The 24,760-nt window shown below is 62.2% G+C and carries 30 protein-coding genes; 9 read left to right on the top strand and 21 right to left on the bottom strand.

Annotation, left to right across the window (positions count from 1 at the left end; translation table 11 throughout):
- From ACDC67_RS15155 to ACDC67_RS15180, 6 genes are all read right to left on the bottom strand, one after another.
- Positions 1 to 822: an SAM-dependent methyltransferase gene (locus ACDC67_RS15155; protein ID WP_376694474.1), complete on the bottom strand. Its 822-nt coding sequence runs from the start codon at positions 820 to 822 to the stop codon at positions 1 to 3.
- Positions 819 to 1,022 (bottom strand): hypothetical protein, encoded by a 204-nt coding sequence (locus ACDC67_RS15160; RefSeq protein ID WP_376694475.1) that lies wholly within the window; start codon positions 1,020 to 1,022, stop codon positions 819 to 821. The genes ACDC67_RS15155 and ACDC67_RS15160 overlap by 4 nt, the downstream gene beginning before the upstream one ends.
- Positions 1,023 to 1,069: 47 nt before the next feature.
- Positions 1,070 to 2,584 carry a flavin monoamine oxidase family protein gene (locus ACDC67_RS15165; RefSeq protein ID WP_376694476.1) on the bottom strand — a complete coding sequence of 505 codons (1,515 nt, stop codon included), beginning with the start codon at positions 2,582 to 2,584 and terminating at the stop codon, positions 1,070 to 1,072.
- The gene (locus ACDC67_RS15170) at positions 2,581 to 4,380 is read right to left on the bottom strand and encodes a diguanylate cyclase (RefSeq protein ID WP_376694477.1); all 1,800 of its coding nucleotides are present in this window, start codon (positions 4,378 to 4,380) and stop codon (positions 2,581 to 2,583) included. Before ACDC67_RS15170 ends, ACDC67_RS15165 begins: the two co-directional genes overlap by 4 nt.
- A 147-nt stretch (positions 4,381 to 4,527) precedes the next feature.
- Positions 4,528 to 5,325 carry an ABC transporter permease gene (locus ACDC67_RS15175; protein ID WP_376694478.1) on the bottom strand — a complete coding sequence of 266 codons (798 nt, stop codon included), beginning with the start codon at positions 5,323 to 5,325 and terminating at the stop codon, positions 4,528 to 4,530.
- Positions 5,322 to 5,924 (bottom strand): ABC transporter ATP-binding protein, encoded by a 603-nt coding sequence (locus ACDC67_RS15180; RefSeq protein ID WP_376694479.1) that lies wholly within the window; start codon positions 5,922 to 5,924, stop codon positions 5,322 to 5,324. The genes ACDC67_RS15175 and ACDC67_RS15180 overlap by 4 nt, the downstream gene beginning before the upstream one ends.
- A gap of 164 nt (positions 5,925 to 6,088) precedes the next feature.
- Between ACDC67_RS15180 and ACDC67_RS15185 the strand changes: the two genes are divergently transcribed.
- Complete coding sequence (locus ACDC67_RS15185; RefSeq protein WP_376694480.1) at positions 6,089 to 6,319, top strand: hypothetical protein; 231 nt, start codon at positions 6,089 to 6,091, stop codon at positions 6,317 to 6,319.
- A 73-nt stretch (positions 6,320 to 6,392) separates the two neighbouring features.
- Here ACDC67_RS15185 and ACDC67_RS15190 read toward each other — a convergent pair whose 3' ends face one another.
- The 5 genes from ACDC67_RS15190 to ACDC67_RS15210 all read right to left on the bottom strand — a co-directional run bounded on the left by ACDC67_RS15190 (position 6,393) and on the right by ACDC67_RS15210 (position 10,160).
- A complete protein-coding gene (locus tag ACDC67_RS15190) occupies positions 6,393 to 7,043 on the bottom strand; it encodes a hypothetical protein (protein ID WP_376694481.1) in 651 nt (216 codons plus the stop codon).
- 109 nt (positions 7,044 to 7,152) lie between these two features.
- Entirely contained in the window at positions 7,153 to 7,974 is an 822-nt protein-coding gene (locus ACDC67_RS15195) for a hypothetical protein (RefSeq protein ID WP_376694482.1), read from the bottom strand.
- Positions 7,975 to 8,151: 177 nt separating this feature from the next.
- Positions 8,152 to 9,015, bottom strand: a complete 864-nt coding sequence (locus ACDC67_RS15200; protein WP_376694483.1) for a hypothetical protein — start codon at positions 9,013 to 9,015, stop codon at positions 8,152 to 8,154.
- A 93-nt stretch (positions 9,016 to 9,108) separates the two neighbouring features.
- Positions 9,109 to 9,603, bottom strand: a complete 495-nt coding sequence (locus ACDC67_RS15205) for a hypothetical protein (protein WP_376694484.1) — start codon at positions 9,601 to 9,603, stop codon at positions 9,109 to 9,111.
- Positions 9,604 to 9,899: 296 nt separating this feature from the next.
- Positions 9,900 to 10,160, bottom strand: a complete 261-nt coding sequence (locus tag ACDC67_RS15210) for a phosphoadenosine phosphosulfate reductase domain-containing protein (protein WP_376694485.1) — start codon at positions 10,158 to 10,160, stop codon at positions 9,900 to 9,902.
- 154 nt (positions 10,161 to 10,314) lie between these two features.
- Between ACDC67_RS15210 and ACDC67_RS15215 the strand changes: the two genes are divergently transcribed.
- The gene (locus tag ACDC67_RS15215; protein ID WP_376694486.1) at positions 10,315 to 10,461 is read left to right on the top strand and encodes a hypothetical protein; all 147 of its coding nucleotides are present in this window, start codon (positions 10,315 to 10,317) and stop codon (positions 10,459 to 10,461) included.
- Positions 10,428 to 10,598: a hypothetical protein gene (locus ACDC67_RS15220; RefSeq protein WP_376694487.1), complete on the top strand. Its 171-nt coding sequence runs from the start codon at positions 10,428 to 10,430 to the stop codon at positions 10,596 to 10,598. Before ACDC67_RS15215 ends, ACDC67_RS15220 begins: the two co-directional genes overlap by 34 nt.
- A 182-nt stretch (positions 10,599 to 10,780) precedes the next feature.
- On the opposite strand, the gene ACDC67_RS15225 is transcribed toward ACDC67_RS15220, so the two are convergent.
- The 4 genes from ACDC67_RS15225 to ACDC67_RS15240 all read right to left on the bottom strand — a co-directional run bounded on the left by ACDC67_RS15225 (position 10,781) and on the right by ACDC67_RS15240 (position 13,300).
- Complete coding sequence (locus ACDC67_RS15225) at positions 10,781 to 11,347, bottom strand: hypothetical protein (protein ID WP_376694488.1); 567 nt, start codon at positions 11,345 to 11,347, stop codon at positions 10,781 to 10,783.
- Positions 11,348 to 11,443: 96 nt separating this feature from the next.
- Positions 11,444 to 12,205: a hypothetical protein gene (locus ACDC67_RS15230; RefSeq protein WP_376694489.1), complete on the bottom strand. Its 762-nt coding sequence runs from the start codon at positions 12,203 to 12,205 to the stop codon at positions 11,444 to 11,446.
- A gap of 3 nt (positions 12,206 to 12,208) precedes the next feature.
- The gene (locus tag ACDC67_RS15235) at positions 12,209 to 12,754 is read right to left on the bottom strand and encodes a hypothetical protein (protein WP_376694490.1); all 546 of its coding nucleotides are present in this window, start codon (positions 12,752 to 12,754) and stop codon (positions 12,209 to 12,211) included.
- A 333-nt stretch (positions 12,755 to 13,087) separates the two neighbouring features.
- Entirely contained in the window at positions 13,088 to 13,300 is a 213-nt protein-coding gene (locus ACDC67_RS15240; RefSeq protein ID WP_376694506.1) for a phosphoadenosine phosphosulfate reductase domain-containing protein, read from the bottom strand.
- 97 nt (positions 13,301 to 13,397) lie between these two features.
- Between ACDC67_RS15240 and ACDC67_RS15245 the strand changes: the two genes are divergently transcribed.
- Together ACDC67_RS15245 and cysK are read left to right on the top strand one after the other, a co-directional pair.
- On the top strand, positions 13,398 to 13,691 hold the full coding sequence (locus ACDC67_RS15245) for a hypothetical protein (protein WP_376694491.1): 294 nt from the start codon (positions 13,398 to 13,400) through the stop codon (positions 13,689 to 13,691).
- Between the two features lie 51 nt (positions 13,692 to 13,742).
- Positions 13,743 to 14,699 (top strand): cysteine synthase A, encoded by a 957-nt coding sequence (gene cysK / locus ACDC67_RS15250; RefSeq protein WP_376694492.1) that lies wholly within the window; start codon positions 13,743 to 13,745, stop codon positions 14,697 to 14,699.
- A gap of 3 nt (positions 14,700 to 14,702) precedes the next feature.
- On the opposite strand, the gene mddA is transcribed toward cysK, so the two are convergent.
- From mddA to ACDC67_RS15280, 6 genes are all read right to left on the bottom strand, one after another.
- Positions 14,703 to 15,518 carry a methanethiol S-methyltransferase gene (mddA, locus tag ACDC67_RS15255; protein WP_376694493.1) on the bottom strand — a complete coding sequence of 272 codons (816 nt, stop codon included), beginning with the start codon at positions 15,516 to 15,518 and terminating at the stop codon, positions 14,703 to 14,705.
- Positions 15,519 to 15,594: 76 nt separating this feature from the next.
- Positions 15,595 to 16,029 carry a GFA family protein gene (locus ACDC67_RS15260; protein ID WP_376694494.1) on the bottom strand — a complete coding sequence of 145 codons (435 nt, stop codon included), beginning with the start codon at positions 16,027 to 16,029 and terminating at the stop codon, positions 15,595 to 15,597.
- Complete coding sequence (locus tag ACDC67_RS15265) at positions 16,026 to 16,487, bottom strand: cupin domain-containing protein (RefSeq protein ID WP_376694495.1); 462 nt, start codon at positions 16,485 to 16,487, stop codon at positions 16,026 to 16,028. Before ACDC67_RS15265 ends, ACDC67_RS15260 begins: the two co-directional genes overlap by 4 nt.
- A gap of 73 nt (positions 16,488 to 16,560) precedes the next feature.
- Complete coding sequence (locus ACDC67_RS15270) at positions 16,561 to 19,014, bottom strand: protein kinase domain-containing protein (protein WP_376694496.1); 2,454 nt, start codon at positions 19,012 to 19,014, stop codon at positions 16,561 to 16,563.
- Positions 19,011 to 19,556 (bottom strand): ECF-type sigma factor, encoded by a 546-nt coding sequence (locus ACDC67_RS15275; RefSeq protein ID WP_376694497.1) that lies wholly within the window; start codon positions 19,554 to 19,556, stop codon positions 19,011 to 19,013. Before ACDC67_RS15275 ends, ACDC67_RS15270 begins: the two co-directional genes overlap by 4 nt.
- Positions 19,557 to 19,644: 88 nt before the next feature.
- A complete protein-coding gene (locus tag ACDC67_RS15280; RefSeq protein WP_376694498.1) occupies positions 19,645 to 19,908 on the bottom strand; it encodes an RNA recognition motif domain-containing protein in 264 nt (87 codons plus the stop codon).
- A gap of 383 nt (positions 19,909 to 20,291) precedes the next feature.
- Between ACDC67_RS15280 and cspE the strand changes: the two genes are divergently transcribed.
- The 4 genes from cspE (at position 20,292) to ACDC67_RS15300 (ending at position 24,757) form a co-directional block, all read left to right on the top strand.
- Positions 20,292 to 20,501: a transcription antiterminator/RNA stability regulator CspE gene (cspE, locus tag ACDC67_RS15285; RefSeq protein ID WP_376694499.1), complete on the top strand. Its 210-nt coding sequence runs from the start codon at positions 20,292 to 20,294 to the stop codon at positions 20,499 to 20,501.
- 964 nt (positions 20,502 to 21,465) lie between these two features.
- Positions 21,466 to 22,560: a DUF2891 domain-containing protein gene (locus ACDC67_RS15290; RefSeq protein WP_376694500.1), complete on the top strand. Its 1,095-nt coding sequence runs from the start codon at positions 21,466 to 21,468 to the stop codon at positions 22,558 to 22,560.
- A complete protein-coding gene (locus ACDC67_RS15295) occupies positions 22,557 to 23,633 on the top strand; it encodes a hypothetical protein (RefSeq protein ID WP_376694501.1) in 1,077 nt (358 codons plus the stop codon). The genes ACDC67_RS15290 and ACDC67_RS15295 overlap by 4 nt, the downstream gene beginning before the upstream one ends.
- A 125-nt stretch (positions 23,634 to 23,758) precedes the next feature.
- Positions 23,759 to 24,757: a hypothetical protein gene (locus tag ACDC67_RS15300; RefSeq protein ID WP_376694502.1), complete on the top strand. Its 999-nt coding sequence runs from the start codon at positions 23,759 to 23,761 to the stop codon at positions 24,755 to 24,757.
- The last annotated feature ends 3 nt before the right edge of the window (positions 24,758 to 24,760 follow it).

The following is a 24,760-nucleotide window of genomic DNA, read 5'->3' on the forward strand; positions in this document are numbered from 1 at the left end:
CTAGCCTTTTCTATGTAACTGGTAGGCGCCGAGGGTGAGGTCGGATTCACGGATGCCCAGGCGTTCGAGTCTTTCGGTGCTCAGAACCGGCGCCGACACGGGCGGCAGGTAGAGCGTCGAGACCTGGTTCAAGCGCGCTTCGTGCAGGCGCTCGAGCGGCACCCGCGCCATGCGGGGCTCGTCGAGCGGAAACACCGCCGCTTCGTAGATCGTGACCGGATGGTCGGCCGGGTAGTCGTCCGCCAGCACTTCGGCCAGCACCCGCAGCCAGTTCGGATCATGCTCGAAGGCGTCGCGGCCGAGGTCGCCGAGGGTGATCGGCTGCCAAAGGATCAGTGCGGCGGTGGGATCGAAGCGGCGGGCGTGGAGCAGGAAATCGGTGGCCTCGAAGCTCTGACAGCCGTGCAGCGCCGGGTCGAGCCCCAGGTCGGCAAACAGGCAGTCCTCGGCCGAGATGCCGGGGTACATGACGGCGCGGTGCCCGGCGGCGCGTGCGCGCCGGATCGCCTCGTGCGCGGGCCAGACGAAAACGCCGGGGTGGCCGTAGAAGGCGGCGCAGACATGCCGGCCGTCCTCGAGCGGCGCGAGGATACGCTGCACCATTTCGGCATAACTGTCGTCGCGCTGCCGGCCGACGGCGTAGCTGTCCTGCAAGGACTCGACGGACGAACTGATTTCGCGCAGGCGCTCGAGCGTCAAGCTATCGACGACCGTAAAAACACGGTCGGCGGCGGCGATGACGTGCTGCGTTTCGCGGGTGAGATGGCCGCCCGGGCGGATGCCGGTGCCGACAACGCTCAGGCGGCCGCCCCTGTTCGTCAAAGGATCACGAATTGCAGGGTGTTGTCGTCCACGCCGGTTTCCTCGGCGATCTTCTTCTTGTCGCCGCTGAGGATCAGTTCCTGGTGCGCCGCCGGGACGGCGAACTCATCCATGACGCCCTTCGGGTCGCTCTTGAACCGCTCTCTCGTTTCGGGGTTCTCGGCGAGCGTGGAAAGCAACTTGCGTGTGCTGTCGGACATGGTTTCATTCCCTGTGGTTGAAAAAACGAAATGGACCGGCGAGCAGGTCAGCTCGCCGGGTCTAGCCAATCGGGCGCGGCAAGACTGAAACAGCGCTGCAGCATGTCCTCGGCGGACTGCAACGCGCCTTCGCTCCAACCCTGCGCGGTGCTGTAGCTTTCGCCGCAGATGTGCAGGGAAACGCCGGGCACCGGTGCGCACATCGCGGCGGCCTGTTCCCAGCTCTTCCAGCCGGGCAGCCAGGCATGCCAGCCGCCGCCGTAGGGCCACGGGCTCCAGTCAATGAACCGTCCGCTCGTCGGCCTGGGCACGTCGACTCCGTGCATTTCCGAAAGCTCGCGGCGGATCTCGGTCAGTGCGACGTCGCCGAGATCGCTCTCGAGCTGGAAGCCCCGGCCGCTGTCGGGGGCCAGCGCGCGCCAGAAGCTGACCGCATCGGTATCGGCGTAGCTGGCCAGCATCAGCGCCTGGCCCGATCCCTTGTCGACGCCTATGTAATAGCACTGGCGCATGGGCAGGTCGGTGTGGGAGACGCCATAGGTCCCGTCGGCAATCTTTCCGGGCCCATCGGGCACGTCGCGCCACCAGGGCTTGTCGAAGGTCAGGAAAATCTTGCACGCCGGCACGCCCTCGACGGCCCTGGCCTGCAAAGCCAGCTCACCCCCGCGCAGCGCGGGACTGGCTTCGATCACCCGGGTGAGCGGCAGCCTGGGGATCGCCAGGATGACCCGACCGGACTCGAATTCCCGGTCGCGGCCGTCGGCATGCACGACCAGACGCAGCCGGTCGCCCGCGGTCTCGATACGGCGAAGCACATGGCGTCGATGGATCGCGGCACCGCTTTTCTCAACGGCTTCGGCCAGGGCTTCGGGCAGGCCCTGGTAGCCGTGGGTGAGCCGATACCACTTGCCGCTTTGCTCGACCACGATCGAGACCATGGCATCGAAGGCATTCCAGTTCGACAGCATTTCGTAGGTGCTGATCATGCCGCGCAGGGCCAGCCAGGCCTCGTGGCTGATCACCCGCGAGAGCAGGTTCCAGAAGCCCCAGCGCCACAGCGGCCGGCCGTCGAACTCATGCCGCTTGAGGTAGCCGAGCGTCTCCTCCCGCGAGCCGTCCGGGTTCTGCGGCCAGAGATTCTTGATCTCCGGCGCGATCCGGGTGCAGGCCAGGTCCAGCAGCTGGTAGTAGCTCAGGCCCTGCTCGTCGGGCGCCAGGTTGAAGGGCTGGATCTTCGGGTCGGCAAACTGCGCAACCTTGAATCGCGTAGCGCGCAGCCAGGCGAAATCGGGCCGGGGCTCGACGGTTTCCTTCGGCAGGTCCAGGACCCGGCTGCACAGGCCGTAGACCAAGGGCTGCTGGTCGTTGAAGAACATGCCGCCCAGCTCGGCTGGCAGCGTGCTGTCGGGCTGCATCTTCAGCGACCACAGTCGCCCGCCGATGCGGTCGGTGGCCTCGAGCACGGTCAGGCTGGCCGGATCGTGACCGGCCTCGATCAGCCGCCAGGCCGAATACAGACCGGAAATACCGGCGCCGATGATGGTGATTTTTTCGTTGGTCATGCCTCGTGCCTGAGCGGGGCGCGGGAGGGGCCGTGCCGAAACGGCGTGGCCTTGTCGGGATCGAAGGGCACGGCGCGATTGCGCCCGGCCTGCTTGGCCTGGTAGAGCGCCTGGTCGGCCATGCGCAGGATGTCACTGACCGCGCATTTGGGCGAAATGCTCGAGACCACGCCGATGCTGGTGGTCACGTGCATGTCCGCGCCTTCGAACAGGAAGGGACGTTCGGACACCGTCTCGATGATCCGGCGAGCGACCTGCAGGCCGGACCGCTCATTCTGATCGGAAAGCACGATGACGAACTCGTCGCCGCCGAGACGGCAGATCACGTCGCCCTCGCGCAGGACGAGCTGGCAACGCCGCACCAGTTCGCGCAGCACCATGTCGCCGGCGGCGTGACCGTACTCGTCGTTGGTTTCCTTGAAGTTGTCGAGATCCAGAATCAGAACCGCCCGGTCGAAGGAATCGCCCGAAGCGCCCGGCATCACGTTGTCGAGATAGGTCTGCAGGAAGCGTCGATTGTAGGCGTCGGTGAGCGGATCGAGGTTGGCCAGCCTGGCGGCCTTGTGTTGCTCCTCGATCGCACGGGCGTGACGTCGGTAGAGCTGGCGAACGCGCCAGGTCAGGCCCAGCGCCAGGATACTGCCTTCGACCACTGCGCCGAAGTAGATCAGGTACTCGAGAACGTCGGTCCTGGGCACGACATCCAGTGACATGAAAACGCGCGAGAAGCCGCTGATGATAAAAACAGCCCAGGCGGCGAGGAAGATATAGCCCTCGGTCGCGCCGCGACGGCCGGCGACGAAGGCGCCCCACAGCAGCAGGATCTGGGTGAGCAGTTGAAGCGGCTGCAGCGCGGTAAGGCCGGCCAGGAGATAGGGTTCCGGAACCAGCGTCAGCGCAAGGAACACCGCACAGAGCAGGCCCAGCACGACCTGGATCACCCGCGTCAGACGCGGCGCGTGGCGCTGCGGGTTGACGAAAGCCAGGAAGAACAGGCCGATCGTGATCAGGGTCGCGGTCGAAAACAGGATGTGCAGGCGCGTGACGTGCTGCAGCAGGGCATCGGGCAACAGGTAGGTCTGGATCAGTCCGGAATCGATACCCAGCAGCAGCAGCAGGCTGATCATCGCCATTACGTAGAACAGGTGGCCGCGCTGGCGCAGGTTCAGGTAGAGGACGAAGTTGTGGAATACCAGGGCGATCAAAGCGCCGAAGAGCAGGCCGAAGACAAGGAAGTTCGTCTGTTTCGAGACGACGAAGGATCCGCGGTCCTCGATCCATAGCTCCAGGGGCTGGAGACTGCCCTGGAAGGTTTCAACGCGCACAAGCAGCGTCTGGGTCTGTCCCGGCGGCACCTGAAAGTCGACAGCGAACTGGCGGCCAACGGTTTGCGCCGTCACCGCCCGGTCGAAGGCCGCCGCGTGCTGCGCCAGTTCACCGCCGTGGCCGGGCACGAAGACATCGAGGTCCTCGAAGAATCTTCGGGCGATGCGAAACACGAACTGCCCCTCGGAATCACGGGGGGCAGCCACGCGCAGCTTGAGCCACAGCGGCGGCGCGTTGCGCTCGAGTTCGTCCGAATAGGGTTCGAAGCCGGCGTCGCTGCGAATCAGCGCCTCCGGATCCAGGGTCCGCTCGGGGTCGGGGCGCACGCTGGCCGAGGACTTGATGTCGGCAACCATCCCCTCAACCGGCAACTGGATCAGCTCGGCACGATGCTGCGCGAACAACGGCCCGGAGGCGATGAGCAACAGCAGTGCCCACGCGAGACAGCGGCGACCAACGTGATTGGTCACTGGCAATGCTCCGGGAGATGGCGGCAGGCGCCAAAGATCATGACGGATATTTCCCTCGAACCCTTTGGCGCAAAGAGTAAACGCGACGGCCCGACAAGTCCACTTGATCACAGGATGCGGCGGCAAGCATGAAGTCTATCGGCGGCCTCATTCGCCGAGGCGGTCAATACGCAATCGCTCACGATGGTCGAACAGGCGCCGGCTGCCGAGCGAGACCGCCACCATGGTGCCGAAGCCGGTGCCGGCGGCGATGGTGAACATGATCAGGATCTGGTACTTGACCGCCAGCGCGGGCGGGCTGCCGGCCAGGATCTGGCCGGTCATCATGCCCGGCAGGCTGACGATGCCGGCCGCGGCCATGGCGTTGATGATGGGGATCATGCCCGAGCGCATGGCGTTGCGGCGGATCTCGGAAATCGCCTCGACCCAAGTCTGGCCCATCAACAGACGATGCTCGATCAGCGCGCGCTCGCGCCAGGCCGACTCGGTCAGGCGGTCCAGGCTCAGGGCCACGCCGGTCATGGTATTGCCCAGCAGCATGCCCAGAAGCGGGATGGCGTACTGCGGCGAGTACCAGGGTTCCGGGCCGATCACCAGCACCAGGGTGAGCACCGTGACGCTGAAGGCCGACACGAACATCGACACGGTGCCGATGCCGAAGGCCCAGCCGCCGGTGAAGCGGTACTTCTGCCGCGCCATCACCTCGCGCCCGGCCAGCAGCAGCATGGCCAGGGCCATCAGCGCGATCCAGCCCAGGGCGCCGACGGCGAACAGCGCCTCGAGCACCAGGCCGACCAGCGCCAGCTGCACCACGGTCCGTCCCGCGGCGACCAGCAGCGAACCGCCCAGGCCCAGGCGGGTAAACCACATGCTCGCGGCCAGGGCCAGCACCAGCACCGCCGCCAGGGCCAGCTGCCACCAGCTCAGGTCGATCACGCCGCTCACGCCGCCACCTCGAGCTTCGAGCCGTCGATGCGCAGATGCCGATCGGCGACGCGTTCGATCTGGGCCATGCTGTGCGCCACCCACAAGGTCGGCATGCCGCGCTCGCGAATCAGCCGCGTCAGCCAGGCCTCGACCTGTTCGGCATTCTCATCGTCGAGATTGGCGGTGGGCTCGTCGAGCAGCAGGGCACGCGGCCGGGTCGAGAGCGCGCGCACCAGCGCCAGGCGCTGCTTCTCGCCCGAGGACAATCGCATCACCGGCCAGTCCTCGACGCCGGCTTCGAATCCCAGCTCGGCCAGTGTTTCCGGCATGGGCCGGGCAAAGTGTTCGCCGACGCGCTCGTGCCACCACTGGCTTTCGGCCGGCACCAGCATGACCGCACGGCGCCATTCATGGGCCGGTATCTCGGCCTGCCCGGTATCGCCCAGCCGAATGCGGCCTTCGTGAGTCTCGAGGTCGGCGACCGCACGCAGCAGGCGCGTCTTGCCCGAGCCCGACGGCCCGGACAGGCACACGATCTCTCCCCGCGCGACGACGAGGTCCACTTCGGCCAGGGCGCCAACGGCCACCGATTCGAGTTGCAGCGCACCCGTCTCCATCGAACGATGCTCGTGCAAAGCCAATCAGCAGTCTAAGCCAAGTCTTCAGGCTGAATCACCGGCTGGCACCGCCGTTCAGCAACACGAGGCTGCGACGATCTCGGCCCAGATCTGCAATGCGGTGACATCCGCACCGGTGCCCGCCCCCTGGCGCCGACGACGACTTGGTCGCCATCGACGCCTCCGGCCTGTTCCCACGCCTGACCACCTGGATCGGCTTCGACGACGACCTGCCCCTCAAACCGTCGCACCGTGCCTTCATTCAGCTACTGGCGCCGCATCTGAGTGACCGACAAATTGATGGCCGAACCAGCCCGGCAGCAGGCGACCTTGATAGCCCGGACTTGCCGCTGCGTGGTGGACCTGTGGCGCCACTGGAAATGCGAGGGTGCTAGCGCCCGGCTCACGCGCCGGTTTGGAGCCGCGAAGCGGCAGAAATCAGGTCGCGGTGCAGCCGATTGTTAGATTTCATTCGCGAGGCTCTACCGGAACAAACAGAAAGCTCAAACCTGTCTCGACAGTTCGCCATGTGAAATCATAGCTACCTTTCAATGAAATGGGCGGCCCGTATGGATTCTGAGTCCGATAGACTAGTTCCGTACCAGCGTAGTATCTTCGGCCCTCCCGGAAATCAAAATCCTTAGTGTCCGGTGAAAATTCGTGGTGATTAATGTAGTGAGGGTGGTCGGTGGCCACCAATAGGAAACCAGCATCTACAAAGTCGCCATAGCGCTCGAGATTATTGAGATCCTTGAAGACATCATATCGATTGTTTGGCTCACGATGATTCTCTTTCTTGAAATACTTGAGCTCGATCGCGCAAGAATGTTTCTCCCCGCTTCTAACATTCTCCAAAGAGAACCATATATCGATCTTCGCTTTCTCAGTCTTACTCTTGACAAATATTCCGCCACTCAGCGTGACATTTTTCTCAAGTTCGATACTGAATCTCTCATCTGGCGTTTCCTCGTAGAGCTCGCCAAGTGTTTTCAAGATCGCCGCAAGCTGCAACTGCAAGGAAGCTTCGTTAGTGACTTCAATACGCTGCCCTGTGATTTTTCCACACAGGCGATCGTAGGCTATTTCGACGATCTGCTTGATTCTCGTCTCATGATTCATGCGATTTGGTTTCGGTGAAATCTAACGCCTGAGTTCAGGGGCGTTTGCGAAGCAGGCAAAGCCTGCGTTGCAAAGACCCCACTCCACGAAGTGTTGGGCCTCGACCGCTTCACTCCGTGCGCTCCTGGCCTTTGGATGCGCCATTTGCCCAGCGCGCGAATTCGATTTCGCAATCCGATAGCAGCATGTCACCTAACTGCCTGGGATGACTTTGAAGATATTCGTAGGCTTTAGCTGCACTTCTATTTAGATGCTTGGCCGGGATGAACGGCGCACCATGAAATAGTTTATCTCGGATTCGACCAGCGACTTCAACACGGTCGTATTCCAGAGTGTCGTCGCCGGAACCAATTCTAACTGAGACCCCATTACCAAGGCCCAAAAGCTTTCGCACGCGACTCCGGGAGCCCTTTCCGTCATTGATTCGATACGCGAGGGCCTCAAGGCAGGAAAACATTCTTGCTGCCTTGAATTCTGGATTTGTCTCGCGTAGTGCATCTCGAAACATGGAGAGCGCGAATTCGAATCGTTCGTCCGTTTCTGCCAATTTAAGGATTCGGAAAAGCTGGTCACTTATGTCAGCGCCAACGTTCCCAAAACCGAGCCGCTGACGCCTACGACTCTGGTAGGGAAGGAGCCGGAAATACGTTTTCTCTTTAGTAGCGGTTATCATAGCAAACGGCTCGGGTAATTCGCCCGACAGCCAAGACAGAAGCGTACGAATTCGTTCAAGGTGGGGTTGAGCAGTACGCTCCAAGTCTTCCGCAGAGGCATTGATCCGATGCCGGTGGATGATGGCGACAACTGGAATCGACTCCCTTCCTTGCTTTTTCAGAGACTCGAATCCGTTGCTATGGACCTCGGCGCCTAGAATTTCATGTGCGTATCGGGCTGCGAATACCGCCTGAGAATCTACGCTCAGTGATTTCAAGGGAGCAACGCTCACGTGTTCACCGATTCGAAGCGTTGTCTGGATAAACGCACCGGCACACAACTGATGAACGGACGGCCTAGTCTGAAGCTCGCGAGGAATACTCATTGGTTTACAAAGTGGCCGAACGCCCGCGTAATAGGTGCGAGCTTGCGCGCGTCCCAATTAACGCGGTTGTTATCTGATACACAGGCCAATTCCATCCACATCGATATATGTTAGGAAATCATCGCCGTCATAGTTAGAGAGAAATTCATTTAGCTCATCCCATAGACCTTCCACTATCGATTTATGTAGTAATAGATACAACGAGCCCTGCGGAGGAAGAATGGGTATGCGGTAGGCGACAAAGTCTTGCGGTAGGCTATCAATCTGATTTGATGGCTGCATACCCAGCTGTTCAACAGAGTCTAGAATTGAACGATAGTAAATCGCTATTAACTTTCTATTGATATCCTCAGAGTATTCAATGTCCCCACCTACCGGATCGTGAAATTTAACAGCTGGGGACTCATACAAGTTGTAGGCAACGCTTGCCACTGAAAAATGGACTGGTATCGGCCCTTGTCTTGACTGCGATTTATGATCAAGCATCTTGTTGGCTGATACCGATGAAACTTTATAGCCCTTGACTTCAATGGAAAATTGTCTTGACCGCGTGTCACAGTATAGATCTGGCCTTTTACCCTTAATGGGGTGCCCATGTTGAACCATGGCATCCTCATAATTGTGAGTATACTTAGCCCCGCAGATTCTTTTTGCTAAAACATCTGCCAGCCCTTTGCCGATCCTATTGGATATCTGGCCAAGTTCAGTTGGGTCATGAAAAATGACGTCCGGCACTGAAAAATAATCAGCGTCATACCTCCAGTACTGGACGAACTCAAGCATAAACCCTGAGAACCTAAATAAATTGTATAGAGATCGATTAACCCCCATACCTGCAAAGGCTAAGTGCTTCGTAAACTGAAGATATGACAAGTCAAATTCTAGATCTCTGAAGTTTCCTTTGTCATCTAGATGCTCAACCTTTAGCTTCACTAAACTCCTTTTAGATAACGCGTGAGCTAAGCGGCGCAGTTTTGCTGTGTCCGGTGGAGGGCCGGTAGGCCCGTAACGTACTTGAGCGACTTGTTATGCATTATTCGGCTCAGCAGATGCTCCGGCTTCTGTCAGAGCGGCTACGCGTTGCCCTGTAAGCGTGGCACAGAGAGTCACAATTCCAAACCTCAACCGTTCAGGCGTATGCCTCCGGAAAGGCAATTCTTTCACATCGCTATCTTCAATACTTTCTAGGAACCGGATCACTTTCTTTTCAATCTTCTCTGAACTCAGGTTGTGGGCGAGCTCATTCCTTAACGAATTGAGCTTTTCCGTCGCATCGAGCTTAAGAGAGGAAACCCGGCTCGGCGGAACCAATGCTCTTACGAGCGCTATGCGCTGAGCAAAGGTAAGACGAGCTCTTTCCAAGGGCTTTTCATCTATGACGTTGTCACCGATGAGGCCGTTGATTTGCTCCTCTACGAGCAGGTGCCCCTTGAGTACGATCAGAGTCAAATCATCACCCCTAGGGAGATGGCGCTTTATCTGTACTAGAGCGTCCGCAATGATTTTCGAGTCATCAATCATTTGTTGCGCCTAAAGCTGGAAATGCATAACGAACAACTATCTGGCGAAAGCGCTGGTCATTCAGCAGAGAACCAAGGTTCCCACATATCACGAAATGAGTTCCGCACGACGGCAGAACCGGCTGATCTCGTGCTTGCCTTTGACCACCCTGCCTGTGGACTATGCTGCTGTTTGGCTACATAGTGCGCCGCCTTCACCGTGCTTTAGCTCCGATATTGCCTGTTCAGGCGGGCCGGATCAAGCGCCCCGTAGGGCAGTGCCGCGCGTAGTGGCACCGAGCGGCGAGTTTCAAGAGACTAGCCGGACAGGTCGTGCAGCCCACATTCCCGCATCAATCTGAAGAAGCGGGCCTCGTCTTCGCTGCCCACCTCCTTGAGCGAGCGGGTAGTGTGCCAGTCACCGATGCTGACGTAGCCTTGTTCGCGTAGCGGGTGGTAGGGGAGATCGTGGGCCTGGAGATAGGCGTGGACGTCGCGTTCGGTCCAGTCGGCGATGGGGTGGACCTTGAGTTGGCCTACTGGATAGTCGCGCTCGGGCGAACCGGACGTCTTCGGCAACCTGCGCGTGCTGCCGCTGTATTAATAGGACCGGGTCATCCTGGTCCCCCGCGACCACGAACTGGCCGGCCTGGTCAAGCGACCCGCCCTAGAAGCACTGGCCGAATAGCCGCTGGTGACCTGCCTGTTCAGCGATCGCCCGGAATCGTCCCTGATGAGTGCCTTCACCGCCCGCGACCTGACCCCACGCATCGCCTTCACCGCCCGCGACGCCGACGTCATCAAAACCTACGTCCGCATGGGCCTGGGTGTCGGGGTACTGCCAGCATGGCCGTGGAAGCCGGCGCCGACGATGACCTGATTGCCATCGACGCCTCCGGCTTGTTCCCCCGCCTGACCACCTGGATCGGCTTCGACGACGACCTCCCCCTCAAGCCGTCGCACCGTGCCTTCATCCAGCTACTGGCGCCGCATTTGAGCGACCAACAGATCGATTGACGGCCCCATTCGACCAAAGTCGATCCTGGTGGCGAGGACTTGCCACTGCGCTGTGGGCCCGTGGCACCGCTCGAAATGCGAGGCTGCTAGATGACTTTGTTGATCAGCGAGGCGCTTGGAAGAGCGATGAGACGGCGTATTTGTGGAGGCCCATCAGGACCGGACCGTACTTGACCGACTTGTCACGTGGAGGCCTTACTTACTGAAGCATTTGGACAAGTTCGCCTACAGAGTTCTTTAACAAGACTCTTGTCTTGATTGCTCATTCTAGAACCGAGAATTATTTCTTTGATTTCAACCCCTATAAAAAATCGATTTTTCACAAATGCTCGCACCTCCTCTTCATATTCCCAAGCAGAGAGTTTTCGACTAAGTACTTCGAGAGGCGCGTTAGGATTGAAGTTATGCCGCCCAATCTTTAGGGGTCCTTCATAGACAATTTCACGAACAACACAGTCGGACTCGCAGATTTCCACTCCAAGGACAAGACCTCTATGACCCTCCGCATAGTGAGCCCACATAAGCTGATTATCGGGGGTTTGCGAGAACGAGCAAATACGAAACATGTCTGTCTGAGAGTTGAGCATGCTCTGCATATCTTCATCTATGCTTCCGGAAGGAGAAAGCAGGTATTGACCTTCCATTGGATCGTTTAGATCACAATAGGGTGCCGCGTAAAGACGGCTTTTCAGAAGAATATCAACAAGAAACTTAAAGGACTGGAGCCCTCTATATTTGTAGAGCGTCATCCCTACTCCTAAGGCAAGTAACCCCTGACTTCAGCAGCGTTTGCTTTGGCGGGAGCAAAAGCGGCTGGCGGGTCAGACGTCCGTTGCAATGATTTGTTAAGCGCGATTGGCACTACTGAGCCTTGAGATTATGTTCTCTGCTTCCAACTGTCCGGTTGGCGAAATGATGCAGCGCCCATCGGGCTGTAACTCGATTAGCCTTGACGTGTGCAAGCGAGCCAGGATTTTTCGAAAATTCGTCGTATTTTTGTACTCAACTAGCGCCTGAAGTTCTGAAGCAGATCGGGGGCTTTCGTCAAAGAGAAAAACTAATACTTGGTCTCTCGCGGAACATGAGGGGTTCAAGATGCGAACGACGTCTTCGTATTTCCACAGAGTTCCGATTTTCCGCTCGACAATGCCAGAAATTTGTGACTGCACCACTCCTGCATCTTGGCCCGACGACAGCCTCAAGAGCTCTGCCAGCACCCATTTAACCGAATAGAGAATATACGTTGCGTCCATTTCATTCGGGGAGACGTTCCCCAAATGGCCCACTCCACGTTTATTCCTGAGGTTGTAGATTGATTTGAGTATTCTTGGAATTAAGATTCTGTACGACTCGTCACCGGAGCCCTGCTCGTACTTTTTTAACTCATGATCACTGAAGCCGGGCAAAGGCTTTCCGATGGCGGTGTACTTACCAAACAACACATACTCAAGGATCCGTCTAGCGGCTTCGACGAAGTGCCCCGAATCCAACTCACTAGCCTTCCATTTGCCTAGCGCAAAAGCTTGTTCGATCTCAGAATAGGCGTCGACGAGAGCATCAACAAGCTCATTGGGAAATGCTGAGCTTAACTCCGCACGAATATCCATTAACTAATTCAGCTGGTTGGCCAATTCCTCAGCCTTCTTTCTTCCTGGAACTGTCAATTTGAACGACTGACCAGAGCCTGATCCACTAATTAAGAACCACTCCTTCTGACTCTTCATCGTGGCTGCAAAGTTTCCGCTATCCAAGCATGCATGCGCCTTGCAGAGGTCTCGAACGTCGCTGAACGCAGTCGAGTCGTTGCCCATAAGGTGATTACCAAATGCAAGCAACAACGCTGCATTCACGGTCTTTTGAGCTTTATTTCCGCCGGGTAGCGTTTTGAGTATTTGTATCTTCCCGTCGGCTTCTGCTAGGAGATTCTCGTAGGCCTCAAACCCCTTGTGAGCTTTATCCCCACTTGATGGCGTACTGGAGCTACTGCCGGGAAATTCGGTGGGCGACACCGGTATATTCTGAGGCGGCGCTTGTTTGAATGCGTTCTCGATAAGCGGCTGTAAGACCGAGAGCTGCTGGCTCACGAACCCCTCGCTTCCCTCTAGTTCCAGAACGCCGTCTCTCAAAGAAATTTGTACTTTTGCTTGCTTGTCCATGATGTTTCTGCCTTTATGTGATAACAGCTTCCGATTGATTTTTCTCCACGATGAAAAGCGCCCTCCCCAAAACTTGGCGTCGAGAGTGTCGCCCAATGACTAAGAGGCTAACCTCACCACATATCCAGATGATGAGTTCCGCAAGAAGACGGAACCATCTGATCTTGCTCTTGTTTTGGCCATCTCACTTGAAAGCCATGCTGCTACTTTGCCACATAGCGCGCCGCCTCCGCCGTTCCCTTACTCCGATATTGCCCGTTCAGGTTGGCGGGATCAAGGGGTCGGGGATTGCGGTAGTTCGCGAGAGCGCCCCGCGATGCGGATCTGAGGAAATTAGCCAGTCACGTCGTGCAATCCGCATTCGCGCATCAATCCGAAGAAGCGTGCCTCGTCTTCGTTGTCTACTTCCTTGAGCGAACGCGTGGTGTGCCAATCCCCAATGCTCACGTAGCCGTGGTCGCGTAGCGGGCGGTAGGGAAGATCGTTGGTCTGGAGATAGACGTGGACGTCGCGGTCGCTCCAGTCGGCGATGAGGTGGACCTTGATGCGGCCCCACTAGGCGGTCGCGAAGGGGACGTCGGCGCGGGTTTTGACTGGCTGCGGCGCAGGCCGGAGAACCAGGTGCAGCATCACCGCGGCCTGGATGGATTTCTACATGGTGGTCGGCCAGCTGGACAACATCCAGCGCCGGCTGTTGGGCCACGGCCGCTCACCGGATACGCCGGTGGCCCTGGTGGAAAACGGCACGCGGCCGAACCAGCGCGTGGCCGTCGGCCGGCTGGACGGTCTCGAGGCGCTGGCCGCCGCTCACGTCATCGAGGCGCCCGCCATGTTATTCATCGGCGAAGTAGCGGCGCTGGCCTCAACGCTGGGCTGGTTCGGAAACGAGGTCCTGTCCGAACTGTCCAATTTACCATTGCAGGCCGCGTTTGCCTGATACTGACCGTAGAACCCGAACCGCAAAGCTCATTTGCAAAGTGAAGACGCCATGATTTACGACAACATTCTCCAGACCATCGGCCGCACGCCGGTGGTGCGCATCAACCGCCTGGCCCCGAAGCACGTCGACTTCTGCGTCAAGGCCGAGTTCTTCAATCCGCTCTCCTCGGTCAAGGACCGGCTGGCGATCGGCATCATCGAGGATGCCGAGCGCCGCGGCGATTTGAAACCGGGTCAGACCGTGGTCGAGGCGACGTCCGGCAATACCGGCATCGCCCTGGCCATGGTGTGCGCGGCCAAGGGTTATCCCTTCGTGGCGGTGATGGTCGAGACCTTCTCGATCGAGCGGCGCAAGCTGATGCGCGCGATGGGCGCGAAGCTGATTCTTACGCCCAAGGAAGAGAAGGGCACCGGCATGGTGAAGAAGGCGAAGGAGCTGGCCGACAAGCACGGCTGGTTCCTGGCCCGGCAGTTCGAGAACGAGGCCAACCCCGAATACCACCGCAACACGACGGGGCCGGAGATCCTGCGCGACTTCGCCGGACGGCGTCTGGACTATTTCGTGTCGGGATGGGGCACGGGCGGCACAATCACGGGCGCCGGCGAAATGCTCAAACTGGCCCGGCCCAACATCAAGATCATCGCCACCGAACCCGAGACGGCGCAGCTGATGGCCGGCAAGGAATGGCAGGCGCACAAGATTCAGGGCTGGACACCGGATTTCATTCCCAAGGTGCTCAAGGTGGATATCGCCAACGAGATCGTTCCGGTGACCGACGAGGAGTCACGCGACACCGCCTTGGCGCTGGCCAGCCGGGAAGGCATCTTCACCGGCATCTCCGGCGGCGGCACGGTGGCCGCCGCGCTGAAGGTGGCCGAAAAGGCGCCGGAGGGATCGAGCATCCTGGCCATGCTGCCGGATACCGGCGAGCGCTACCTGTCGACCTTCCTGTTCGAGGACATCCACGAAGGCTCGGACGACGACTGGCTGGCCGAGCAGGGTTAGTCCCTAGTCGAAAGCTTCCGATCCTGAATCCGCCCGGTCGCGCCAGGCGCGGCCCGGGACCGGGATCAGTTGCGGCACCTGCTGCTGGTAACGCCGGTAGTTCTCACCCAGGTGTCGGGCGAGGTCGCGCTCCTCGAAACGGACGCCGATGAGGATGTAGACGCTCATTCCGGCGGCAAAGGTCAGGTGCGACACCGTCATCAGCGGCGCGGACCAGAAAGCCAGCAGAAAGCCGAAGTACAGCGGATGGCGAATGATGCGATAGAACAGGGGCGTGACGAACTTTGGTGGCCGCGCCTCCCGTCCCCGGAACTGGCTCCACACCTGCTGGAGGCCGAAGAGGTCGAAGTGGTCGATCAGGAAGGTGGCGACGAAGACCAGTCCGAAACCGGCCGCAAAAACCGTCCATAGAACGGCCTGCCCGGCGGCCGACTCCACCGACCAGATCGTCGCAGGCACAGCGCGCCACTGCCAGAACAGCAAAATCAGCACCAGGCTCGAGATCAGCACATAGACACTGCGCTCGGCCGACCCCGGCAGGCTGCGCTTGAGCCAGTCCTTGAAACCCGATCGGGCCATGATGCTGTGCTGGGCGCCAAACAGGGCGATCAGCGCCAGGTTGATGATCACGGCCAGCGCCGGCGAGCCCGCCTCGCGCCCGAAACTGATCGACTGCGGCACGAGCCAGGCCAAGGCCGGAATGGTATCGGCCAGCGCCGTTGTCTGCAGGTTGCCGACGAAGGCGATGAGGTAGAGGAACGTAGGCAGGAAAACGAGATAGGCGACGATTCCAAACAGCAGGATCAGTAATCTTTGCATGGCCGGTTACTCCCGGGTTCAAGTGTCCACCTAGGGAAACGGTCAAGCGTTCCGGGGCCCGCCAAAAAAGTTCTCGTTACTCGGCCATGCGATCCCCCGAACCCCCTATTTCGACCGGCACATCGCGCTGTTTCGGCAACCCGTCACGGATCCGCAGCACCGCCTCCTGGTAATGCACGTGCACCCCTGGCTGGAAATCCAGGTCCGGCAACAGGGCGGCATAGACATCCACCAGGCCCAGCTCGGGGTGACGGGTTAGTACGTGGCCGCCGCATTGCCTGCACCACTGCCGAATGCTGGCCGGAGTCTTGCTGTATTCGGCCAGCTGACCGGCGCCGCGAACTACCTCGACCGATTCGTGCGGCCATAGCGTGAAGGCGTTGACCGGCCCGGCCGACCAGTGGCGGCAGGACTGACAGTGACAGTAGCCCATGGCCGCCGGCTCGCCGCGCACGACCACTTCGACGGCGCCGCAGAAGCACTGAGCGCGATATTCGGGCCCGGCACTCACCGCTCACCGGCGGGCATGGCGTCGATCGGCTCGACGAATGCGATGAACAAGACGCAGTCGCCCGCGTCGAGGCACCTGGCCGAGTGCGGGTGCTCCGGCGGCCCCCAGGCATAGCTGCCCGGCTCGAGAACGACCGGATCCTGGCCTTCGTAGTCGACCTCCATGCGGCCGGAAACCAGCACCATGCGCTCGGCCGAGGTGTGGGTGTGATTCGGCACGGCCGTGTCGGGCGGCAGCTTGAAGAAGATGTCGGTGTTGGGCTCGGCCGGGTCGCCGTGCAGCACGCCGATCCGGCACGAGCCCGGAAAGAACTCCGGGCAGGGGCCCCACTCGATGGCCGAATCATCCGAGGTGCGCGTCAACGCCTGCTCTCCCGCCGTTGCAGGCCACGACAGGCACGCGAGAAGGCCGGCTGCAAACAGGAGAACGGAAACCTGAAGGGGGTGATGACGAAGCATGTCGATATCCTTGGTTTTATGAGTCTCGACATGCAAAGCGGATGGAAGCGAGCAAAACCGCCAGGCAATCGAGCTACCGGAGCCGTTCGGAATGGCTTTCAATTCGCTCGACCACAGGATGATCGCCCAGCCCGTGCGCCTCGAAGGCCTGGTGAGCCTCTTGGAGGTAGGCGATCGCTTCGTCGTGGCGATCAAGCCGGGCAAGGAGGCCGGCGGCGAGCAGGCGGCGATCGGCCGCATCGACCAGTTTGCCGGGCGGAATGGGCGAGACCAGCAGGGGCTCGAGTTCAGACCAGGCCCGCTGGTGCTCGCCGGCACGCACGAGACAAGTGGCACGGGCCTCCCGGCGCTGCATCCCCGCGCGCGGATGACCGAAGTGAGCCTGGTCGAGCCGTTCGAGCGAGGCGATCGCATCGGACCCGGCCTGGCCCGCCCGGCACTGCGCCCAGATTCGCAGCATCTCGACCATCGCCAGCAGCCGTTGGTCGAAATCATCGCCTTGCTCGCGCATCAACTCATGGGCCCGCTCGAGATCGGCCACCGCCTGGTCGAAATCGCCCAGACGGACGTGGAATCGCCCGCGGACGCTGTAGTGCAGGGGCCACTGGCCCGGCTCGAGTCCGCGGAACTCGGCGTACTCGGCGCTCGAGCGCTCCAGCTCCCCGAAGGCCTCCTCGACACGGCCGCGCAGGAACAGCAGCTGGGCCAGGCCCCGGCGCAGCGCTGCACGGTAGTCCACCGGCTCGTCATAGATGCGGTCATAGAGCTCGAGCGCACGCCGGGCACGACGCTCCGCGGTTTCGAAATGGCCGAGTTGCCGTTCCAGGCCGACGCTGTTGGCCAGGCTCACGACATGGCCCTGGCCGGTCTCGCCCTGGTGCTCGCGAAAGGCTTCGGTGGCCATTGCCCGGAAACGAGCGGACTGCCGGAGCCGACCGTTGGCGCCGTGGAGACCGGCGAGCGCATCCAGGACCCGCGCGTGAAGCCCGGGATCGACGCCCTCGGGAGGCATCAGCCACCATACCGGCCGAACCAGGACCAGCGCCCGATCATGGCGGCCGCGGTGGCGCTCGACCCAGCTGCGCGTGATGCGGATGCGCGCCAGGGTCGCCCAGTCGAGCGGCTCGCGGGCGAGTACGGCCTCGGCTTCGATCAGCATGGCTTCGGCCGCTTCGAGCGAATCGCCGTTGGCGATCATCAGGCCCGCTTTCTCCTCGAGCGCCCGCGCACGATCCCGGGACGAGAAGGAAGCATGCTCCTCGGTCAGCGCCAGCGCCTCCTCGACCAGCGGCTCGGCCTCGTTGTAGCGCGAACGCGCGGAGTAAACCTGAGCGATGGCCGACAGCATCTCGAAACGCGCTCCCGGAGCGGCCAGGCTGGCGTCCATGGCCCGCTCGGCACCGCGTTCGAGAATCTCGGCGGTGGTGGGCAATTCCTCGCGCGGGCGAGTCGGCCGGGTGGCCTGGAAGAGCTCGACCAGGAATCCGCTCAGGGCCCGGGCGCGGGCCAGGGCGGCCTCGGTTTCGGCCAGGGCGGCCTCGGCCCGGTGCGCCTGATCGCGCGCGTGATCTCTTTCCTGCGCCAGTTGCCAGGTCATCCACGCGCCGCCGACCACGATGATCGCCGCGGCCAGTCCGGCCACCGTGGAGACCAGGAGATTGCGCTGCACCAGGCGTTGCAGCCGGTAGGCCGCGCCGCCTTCGTAGGCGGCAACCGGACGGCGCGCCAGCCAGTTGGCGATATCGGCGCCCAGCGCTTCGGCCGAGGCATAGCGCTCCTCGGGCGCGCGGGCCGTGGCCCGGGCGATCACGGCAGCAAGATCGGCCGGCGCCTGCTCGTCGCCGACCAGGTCCTGAAGCAGCCGACCGAGCTGCCAGATATCCGAAGCGGTGGTCAGTTCTTCGCCCGATCGCTGCTCGGGACTGGCATAGTCCGGCGTCAGGCCGTAGCTGCTGCCCGGCCCGCTACCGCTGAGGCGGGAAATGCCGAAGTCGACCAGGCGCGGGCGCCCGCCACCGTCCACGAGCACGTTGGTCGGCTTGATGTCGCCGTGGATCAGGCCGCGGCGATGGGCGTGGTGGACGGCCCGGCACAGGGTCCGGACGAGCTCGAGCCGTTCGGCCAGGTTCATCTTGTCAGCAACGACATCGACGGTGGCGCCGTCGACATGGTCCATGGCGAACCAGAGCATGCCGTCTTCGGTTTCGCCGCCGTCGATGACGCGGGCAATGTTGGGATGGTCGAGGCTCGCCAGCAGCTGGCGCTCGCGCGCGAGCACGCCGTGCCCCCCGGGAACCGGGCGGTCGCCGCGCAACCACTTCAAGGCGACCTGCTGGGTGTAGGCGCCGTCGTCGCGTTCGGCCAGGTAGACCACCCCGCTGCCGCCGCGGCCGATCTCGCGCACGATGCGCCAGGCGCCGATTCGCTCGCCGGACTCGGGTTCGCGGACCTCGCTCAAGTGCCGCAGAAAGCGGCGGAACAGCCGTCCTTCCAGGGCGCCGCCGGGCTTCAGCGGGTCGTCGCTCATGACGTCAGCTTCCTGCTGAGCCAGTCGCGGGCCCGTTGCCACTCGCGCTGTACCGAGCGCAGGGAACGCCCGGTGGCTTCGGCGGTTTCCTGTTCGGTCAGGCCGGCGAAGAATCGGCACTCCACGACCCGGGCCTGGTCCGGATCCCTTTCGGCCAGGCGCTCGAGGGCCTGGTCGACCGCCAGGAAGTGCTCGGCCTCGGCCCGCACGCTGGCGTCGTCTTCACGCAGCTCGAAGTGCTGGGCGCCGCCGCCACGCTTGTCGGCCAGGCGCTCGCGCGCGTAGTCGCACAGCAGCTGGCGCATGACGCGGGCGGCCAGGTTGAAGAAATGGGCGCGATCGTTGACGGCCAGGTCGCCGCTGTTGAGGAAGCGCAGGTAGCATTCGTGGACCAGCGACGTGGTATCGACCGCCTCCGATCCCCGGCGGCAGCGGTGGGCGAGCTGCTTGAGATCGACGTAGAGCAGGGCCACCAGCCGGTTCAGGGCCGGCTGGTCTCCGTCACTGGCAGCATGCAGAAGTTGCGTTAGCTCGCCGGGCATGGTCGCCACCACGGTCGGTACCGCGATTCAGCGTATCACCCCGGCGGTTCGGGCTCCAGCGAGCTCGATGCGATGAAGAAGGCTGCGGCTAACGCCGGCCGCCGCGCTTGCCGCGGGGACGTTCCTCGCGCACCTGCAGGGCCTGGCCGTTGAACATCGAGCCGTCGAGCTCGGCCTGGGCGGCGCGTGCCTCGTGGCCTTCCATGTCGATCATGGCGATGCCCTTGCAGCGGCGGGTAAAGATGTCCATGGGCAGCTTCATGCCGCGCACGGTGCCGTGCTGGGAGAACAGTTCGCGCAGGTCTTTCTCGCGCGTTTCGGGATGGATATTTCGAACGAATAGGGTTTTCATATCGTGGGCGGCCTCCGGGCCGGTGGTGAGTAGAACAGCGCATGCCCACCGCCGGCCTGTCGCCGGAACGGGTTGGATGGAAGGGACGGTGCTGTCGATCAGGGCAGGTTAATGACCGGACGTCCATCCATCCGGCCATTTCCAATGGTGGGTGCCCGAAGGGGCAGATGCAAGAGCCGCGCGAAATTCTCGTGATAGTTGTGGCTATTGTTGAAGATTGCGCGTATAGTGCAAGACGCTGCGGAACACAGCAGTGGTCGAATCTGAAAGTATTCCTTCCGTTTACCCCTCATTTTCCACCATCTGAACTCTACAGCATCACCGGGTCCGGCCGTGTGGCCGCGTCCCGTACATCATCATTTTGAAAAAGGTAGAAAGACATCATGTCCAGCACAACCGGAACAGTGAAGTGGTTCAATGACGCGAAGGGATTCGGTTTCATTTCGCAAGACGACGGCGGCGCCGATGTATTCGTGCATTTCAGCGCCCTGACCGGCTCGGGCTTCAAGTCCCTCGCCGAAGGCGCCAAGGTCAGCTTTGACGTCACCAGCGGCCCGAAGGGCCCGCAGGCTGCGAACGTCGTTACCCTGTAAGGGTTTCCGACAAGTTGCTTTGCCGAAAAGCCCCGCCTATGGCGGGGTTTTTCTTTTTGGGGGCAGGGTTGGGGACGCACTAGCCCTGGTTCCTTTGGGCGTTGGGTGGGTTGGTGCCACCGGTCGCCTTGGTGGCCTCGACACGTCAAAGGCGTTTCGCCCGCCTGCTTCGCAGGCTGATGGCGAGTACCTTTTTTCCAAAGCGAAAAAAGGCACCAAAAATCGCTTTTCAACTTCAAAGTCCCACGATCCGGGGATTCAGGACTCGAGCCGGGAGGTGGCTGGCCCCTTCGGTAGGCGGGCTTCGCGAAGGCTCGGTCGGAGGATCCGGTGGCGCTAGCGGGAATGGGACGAAGCCCGCACGAGGACGGCTCGGCTTCGAAGGTGGCGCGCTGCGCGCGCCGGGGGCTTGATCCAGGCGCGTAGGATGCGTGGAGGCCCGTAGGGCCATAACGCATCGGCCGATGCGTTGCGCTTCGCTCCACGCATCCTACGCTTCTCCGCAACAGCGCAGATGGCGCGCGCTCAGCGCGCGGGGGTCAATCCGGAGCGCAAGCCCGGGATCCCGCCCATGGCCACTTTCGGAAACGATCCAGGGCACCACGCGACCAGCCGGGCTATCGCGAAGCCCGCTCACCGAAGGGGCCAGCCCCCACAGTAGCCAAGCTCCTGAGACAACAGAGCGTTGGACTTTGAAGTTAGAGAGCGCTTTTGCTTACTTTTGTCGCGAATGACAAAAGTGAGTCGCCGCAAGACCCCGCGAAGCGGGCCCGGGCGAAACAGATTTTGACGTGTCGAGGCCCGCACCGCCCCCGGTGCCGCCAAACCATCCGGTGCCACCAATCCAAGGCAAAAGGATGCCCTCCCTGACCCCTGAAGCCTGATTCCCGCACCCGCCCGTACGAGACACCCCCATGACACCGTTGCGTTAAGCTGATTCCATGATCAACGCCCTGGAGTGCCCATGCGAATCGCTGCCTTCCTGCCGGCGCTTTTGCTCGCAGCCCTGATGACGCCCGCCGGCGCGAGTAACGGCACCGGCGACGCCCTGGACGCCGAAACGGCCGGGCGCTTTGCGGCGCTGGCGCTCGATTGCGTTGACCGGGAATATCCCAACCTGGTGCATCACGTGATGCGAGGCGACGACGACGTCGGGCCCCCGCGTGATCTGACTCCGGCCTTCTACGGCTGCTTCGACTGGCATTCGGCCGTGCACGGCCACTGGCTGCTGGTGCGCTTGACTCGACGCTTTCCCGAGGCGGAGTTTGCCGAGCAGGCGCGTGACAAGCTTGCCGCCAACCTGACCGAGGCGAACCTGCTGGCCGAGGCGGCCTACATGGCGCCGCCCGAGCGGGACGGCTTCGAGCGGCCCTACGGCCTGGCATGGCTGCTGCAGCTGGCAACCGAGCTGGATCAGTGGGACGACGAGCAGGCCGAGCGCTGGCGCGAGTGGCTGGAGCCGGTCGAAGCGATCGCCGTTCGCCGCCTGATGGACTGGATTCCCAAGTTGCACTATCCCATCCGTATCGGCGAGCACGACCAGACGGCCTTTGCTTTCGGCCTGGCGCTGGACTACGCCCGGCAGGTCGGCAACGACTCGCTGGCTTCGGTGATCACCGACGCGGCCCGGGATTTCTACACCGACGACCGGAACTGTCCGCTGGCCTACGAGCCCTCCGGCCACGACTTCCTCTCGCCCTGCCTGGCCGAAGCGGACCTGATGCGCCGGATTCTTGCGCCGGACGAGTTCGCCGCCTGGCTGGACGGCTTCCTGCCGACGATCGGTGAAGCGCAATGGCTGCCGGTGGCCGTGGTGACCGACCGCTCCGACGGCAAGCTGTCGCATATCGACGGGCTCAACCTCGCGCGCGCCTGGATGCTCGAGGGCATCGCCGCCGGCCTGCCGCCGGGCGACTCACGGCGCGAACCGCTGCTGGCCGCGGCGTCGGAACACGCCGATGCGGGCCTTTCCGGCGTAAGCGACGCGCACTATGCCGGTGGGCACTGGCTGGCCAGCTTCGCCGTCTACCTGCTGACCGAGCGGGGTATTTCGCCATGAACTGGCTGGGCGCCTTCTTGCTTGCCGCCAATCTCTCGGCGGTCTCGGTGCCGCCGCCGTCGCCGGAGACCGTGCTGGCCGTTCCGGAGGATCTGGCGACGCGAACCCACGAGGCGGTGATCTCCGGGACGCCGAACAAGGCCGAGCGGCTCGACCGCCTGGTGGAGTTCCTGCACAGCGCACGCGGCCTGAATTTCAGCTACAGCACGGAACCGACGCGCGCGGTGGCCGGAACCTACGCGGCCGGCGAAGGCAACTGCCTGGCGTTCACCCTGACGTTCATCGCCCTGGCGCGCCAGGCCGGCCTGAGGGCCTACCCGCGCGAAGTCAACGTGCGCGCCCAGTGGCGTCGGGAGGGCTCGGCGGTGCTGAGCATCGGTCACGTCAACGTGGGCGTGGACACGCCGCATCGCAATGCCATCGTCGACTTCGAACCCGACCTGATGGAAGCACAGCGGCTGGCGCACCCGTTCCGCGGCCGACGCATCAGCGACGAGCGGGCCCTGGCACACTTCTATAACAACCGCGCGGCCGAACTGATGGTGGCCGGCGATCTCGCCTCCGCCGAAGCCTGGGTCGACCAGGCGCTCGCCCTGGACGAGACCTTCGCGCCGGCCTGGATCACCCGCGGCGTCGTCTCCCGGCGCGGCGGGGAAGTCGAGCGGGCAGAGCGCGCCTTCCTCACGGCACTGGATCACGACGAGCGGTCGGTCAACGCGCTGGTCAACCTGGTCAGCCTCAAGCGCACGACCGGCGAACGCTCGGCGATGATCGACTACGGCCGTCGCCTCGAAGACCTGGCACCGGACGACCCCTACTTCCTGTGGGAGCTGGGGCGTTTCCATCGCGACCTGGGGGAACTGGGCCTGGCGCGCCGCGCCCTCGAACGCGCGGTGCGGCTGACCGAGGGCGAGGACCCGACCCTGCTGGCCAGCCTGGCCGAAGTGCTGCTCGAGTTGGGCGAACGCGAAGACGCGCGCCGATACATTGCCCGCTCGATGACGCTCGTGCCCGCCGACGAACCTGCCGGCGACACGCTCGAGCGCCTGATTCGGCTCAAGAAGCAGCTGTAGCTGCGCCGAACGGGCTTCCCGAACAGTCTGGCGCTTCCTTCGAGGCCCGGGCCTGAAGATTGCCTGGCAGAGTCCGCGGCCCGATTGCGTAAGGTGGAGAGTTTTTCACCAGCTCCCCATTCGACATGCAACAGACCCTGCGCAAACCCGGCTTCGGCGAGCGGCTCAAGCAGCTTGCCTACCTGCTCAAGCACACCTTCACCATCGTCGGCCGCGATCCGGGCATCATCCGCCCCTGGATCCGGATGACGATCTACGGGCTGGTGCTGACCTGCCTGTTCTTCGGCGCGATCACGGCCTTCATCGTCGGCGCCGGCGGTACCGGCACGCTGCTGCTGATCGTCTCGATCCTGCTGTTCGTCTACCGCTATTTCTTCGACACGCGCCAGGAGCTGCGCCAGGCCTGGCTGGTGAGCGAAGCGCTCAAGGGCGAGAAGCGTTCGGCGTCGGAAGCCGGTTCACGCATCAAGGAGCTGGCCTGGACGGCGCGCAAGATCGCGCTGATCGACATGCTGGTGGCCTGGCTGATGTCGATGTCGAGGTCTTCCGGCAAGGCCGGGGCGCTGGTGCGGCTGTTCATGAAGGGCCTCGAGGAGGTCTGGGACCTGCTCAACAACTACCTGCTGCCCTCGGCCGCGGTCGACGGCTACGGCATCCGGGAGTCGGTCTCGCGCATGGGCACGCTCAAGGACAACGTGCCCGAAACCCTGGCCGGCGTGTTCGGCATCGACATCGCCGCGCGGGCGGTGGGCAGCATCATGGCGCCGGTCTACTTCTTGCTGTTCGTCGGCGCGTTGGCGCTGGGCCTGTGGGTCGGCGACGCGGTGCCGGCCTTCTACGCGGGCGATGCGCGCGAGCTGCTCAACAACGTCGAGGCCGGCTTCCTGCCCGAGGAGATGCATTTCTCCTGGCTGCCGCTGCTGATCGCCATCTGGCTGGGCAAGCTCGGCGGCGTGGTCCTCGACCGGCTGACCAACTCGGTGAAGGTCATCTATTTCTCGATCTTCTACATGCGCATCACCCACGCCGAGGCCATCATCCCCGAGATCCGCGGCGAACTGGACGCCTACCTGCGCATGGAGGCCGAGGACCCCGAGCCGGTGGCCGATCCCTCGGGCGCCTGAAGC

The organism is Wenzhouxiangella indolica (assembly GCF_042310355.1).
Classification (GTDB): domain Bacteria; phylum Pseudomonadota; class Gammaproteobacteria; order Xanthomonadales; family Wenzhouxiangellaceae; genus Wenzhouxiangella.

Excerpts from the sequence above, each read along its gene's own strand:
- ACDC67_RS15160 (WP_376694475.1), bottom strand. The coding sequence starts at position 1,022 with ATGTCCGACAGCACACGCAAGTTGCTTTCCACGCTCGCCGAGAACCCC.
- ACDC67_RS15235 (WP_376694490.1), bottom strand. The coding sequence starts at position 12,754 with ATGGACAAGCAAGCAAAAGTACAAATTTCTTTGAGAGACGGCGTTCTG.
- ACDC67_RS15230 (WP_376694489.1), bottom strand. The coding sequence starts at position 12,205 with ATGGATATTCGTGCGGAGTTAAGCTCAGCATTTCCCAATGAGCTTGTT.
- ACDC67_RS15290 (WP_376694500.1), top strand. The coding sequence starts at position 21,466 with ATGCGAATCGCTGCCTTCCTGCCGGCGCTTTTGCTCGCAGCCCTGATG.
- ACDC67_RS15300 (WP_376694502.1), top strand. The coding sequence starts at position 23,759 with ATGCAACAGACCCTGCGCAAACCCGGCTTCGGCGAGCGGCTCAAGCAG.
- ACDC67_RS15245 (WP_376694491.1), top strand. The coding sequence starts at position 13,398 with ATGGATTTCTACATGGTGGTCGGCCAGCTGGACAACATCCAGCGCCGG.
- ACDC67_RS15165 (WP_376694476.1), bottom strand. The coding sequence starts at position 2,584 with ATGACCAACGAAAAAATCACCATCATCGGCGCCGGTATTTCCGGTCTG.
- ACDC67_RS15205 (WP_376694484.1), bottom strand. The coding sequence starts at position 9,603 with ATGATTGATGACTCGAAAATCATTGCGGACGCTCTAGTACAGATAAAG.
- mddA (WP_376694493.1), bottom strand. The coding sequence starts at position 15,518 with ATGCAAAGATTACTGATCCTGCTGTTTGGAATCGTCGCCTATCTCGTT.
- ACDC67_RS15190 (WP_376694481.1), bottom strand. The coding sequence starts at position 7,043 with ATGAATCATGAGACGAGAATCAAGCAGATCGTCGAAATAGCCTACGAT.
- ACDC67_RS15180 (WP_376694479.1), bottom strand. The coding sequence starts at position 5,924 with ATGGAGACGGGTGCGCTGCAACTCGAATCGGTGGCCGTTGGCGCCCTG.
- ACDC67_RS15220 (WP_376694487.1), top strand. The coding sequence starts at position 10,428 with ATGGCCGTGGAAGCCGGCGCCGACGATGACCTGATTGCCATCGACGCC.
- ACDC67_RS15295 (WP_376694501.1), top strand. The coding sequence starts at position 22,557 with ATGAACTGGCTGGGCGCCTTCTTGCTTGCCGCCAATCTCTCGGCGGTC.
- ACDC67_RS15270 (WP_376694496.1), bottom strand. The coding sequence starts at position 19,014 with ATGAGCGACGACCCGCTGAAGCCCGGCGGCGCCCTGGAAGGACGGCTG.
- ACDC67_RS15265 (WP_376694495.1), bottom strand. The coding sequence starts at position 16,487 with ATGCTTCGTCATCACCCCCTTCAGGTTTCCGTTCTCCTGTTTGCAGCC.
- cysK (WP_376694492.1), top strand. The coding sequence starts at position 13,743 with ATGATTTACGACAACATTCTCCAGACCATCGGCCGCACGCCGGTGGTG.
- ACDC67_RS15215 (WP_376694486.1), top strand. The coding sequence starts at position 10,315 with ATGAGTGCCTTCACCGCCCGCGACCTGACCCCACGCATCGCCTTCACC.
- cspE (WP_376694499.1), top strand. The coding sequence starts at position 20,292 with ATGTCCAGCACAACCGGAACAGTGAAGTGGTTCAATGACGCGAAGGGA.
- ACDC67_RS15280 (WP_376694498.1), bottom strand. The coding sequence starts at position 19,908 with ATGAAAACCCTATTCGTTCGAAATATCCATCCCGAAACGCGCGAGAAA.
- ACDC67_RS15225 (WP_376694488.1), bottom strand. The coding sequence starts at position 11,347 with ATGACGCTCTACAAATATAGAGGGCTCCAGTCCTTTAAGTTTCTTGTT.
- ACDC67_RS15275 (WP_376694497.1), bottom strand. The coding sequence starts at position 19,556 with ATGCCCGGCGAGCTAACGCAACTTCTGCATGCTGCCAGTGACGGAGAC.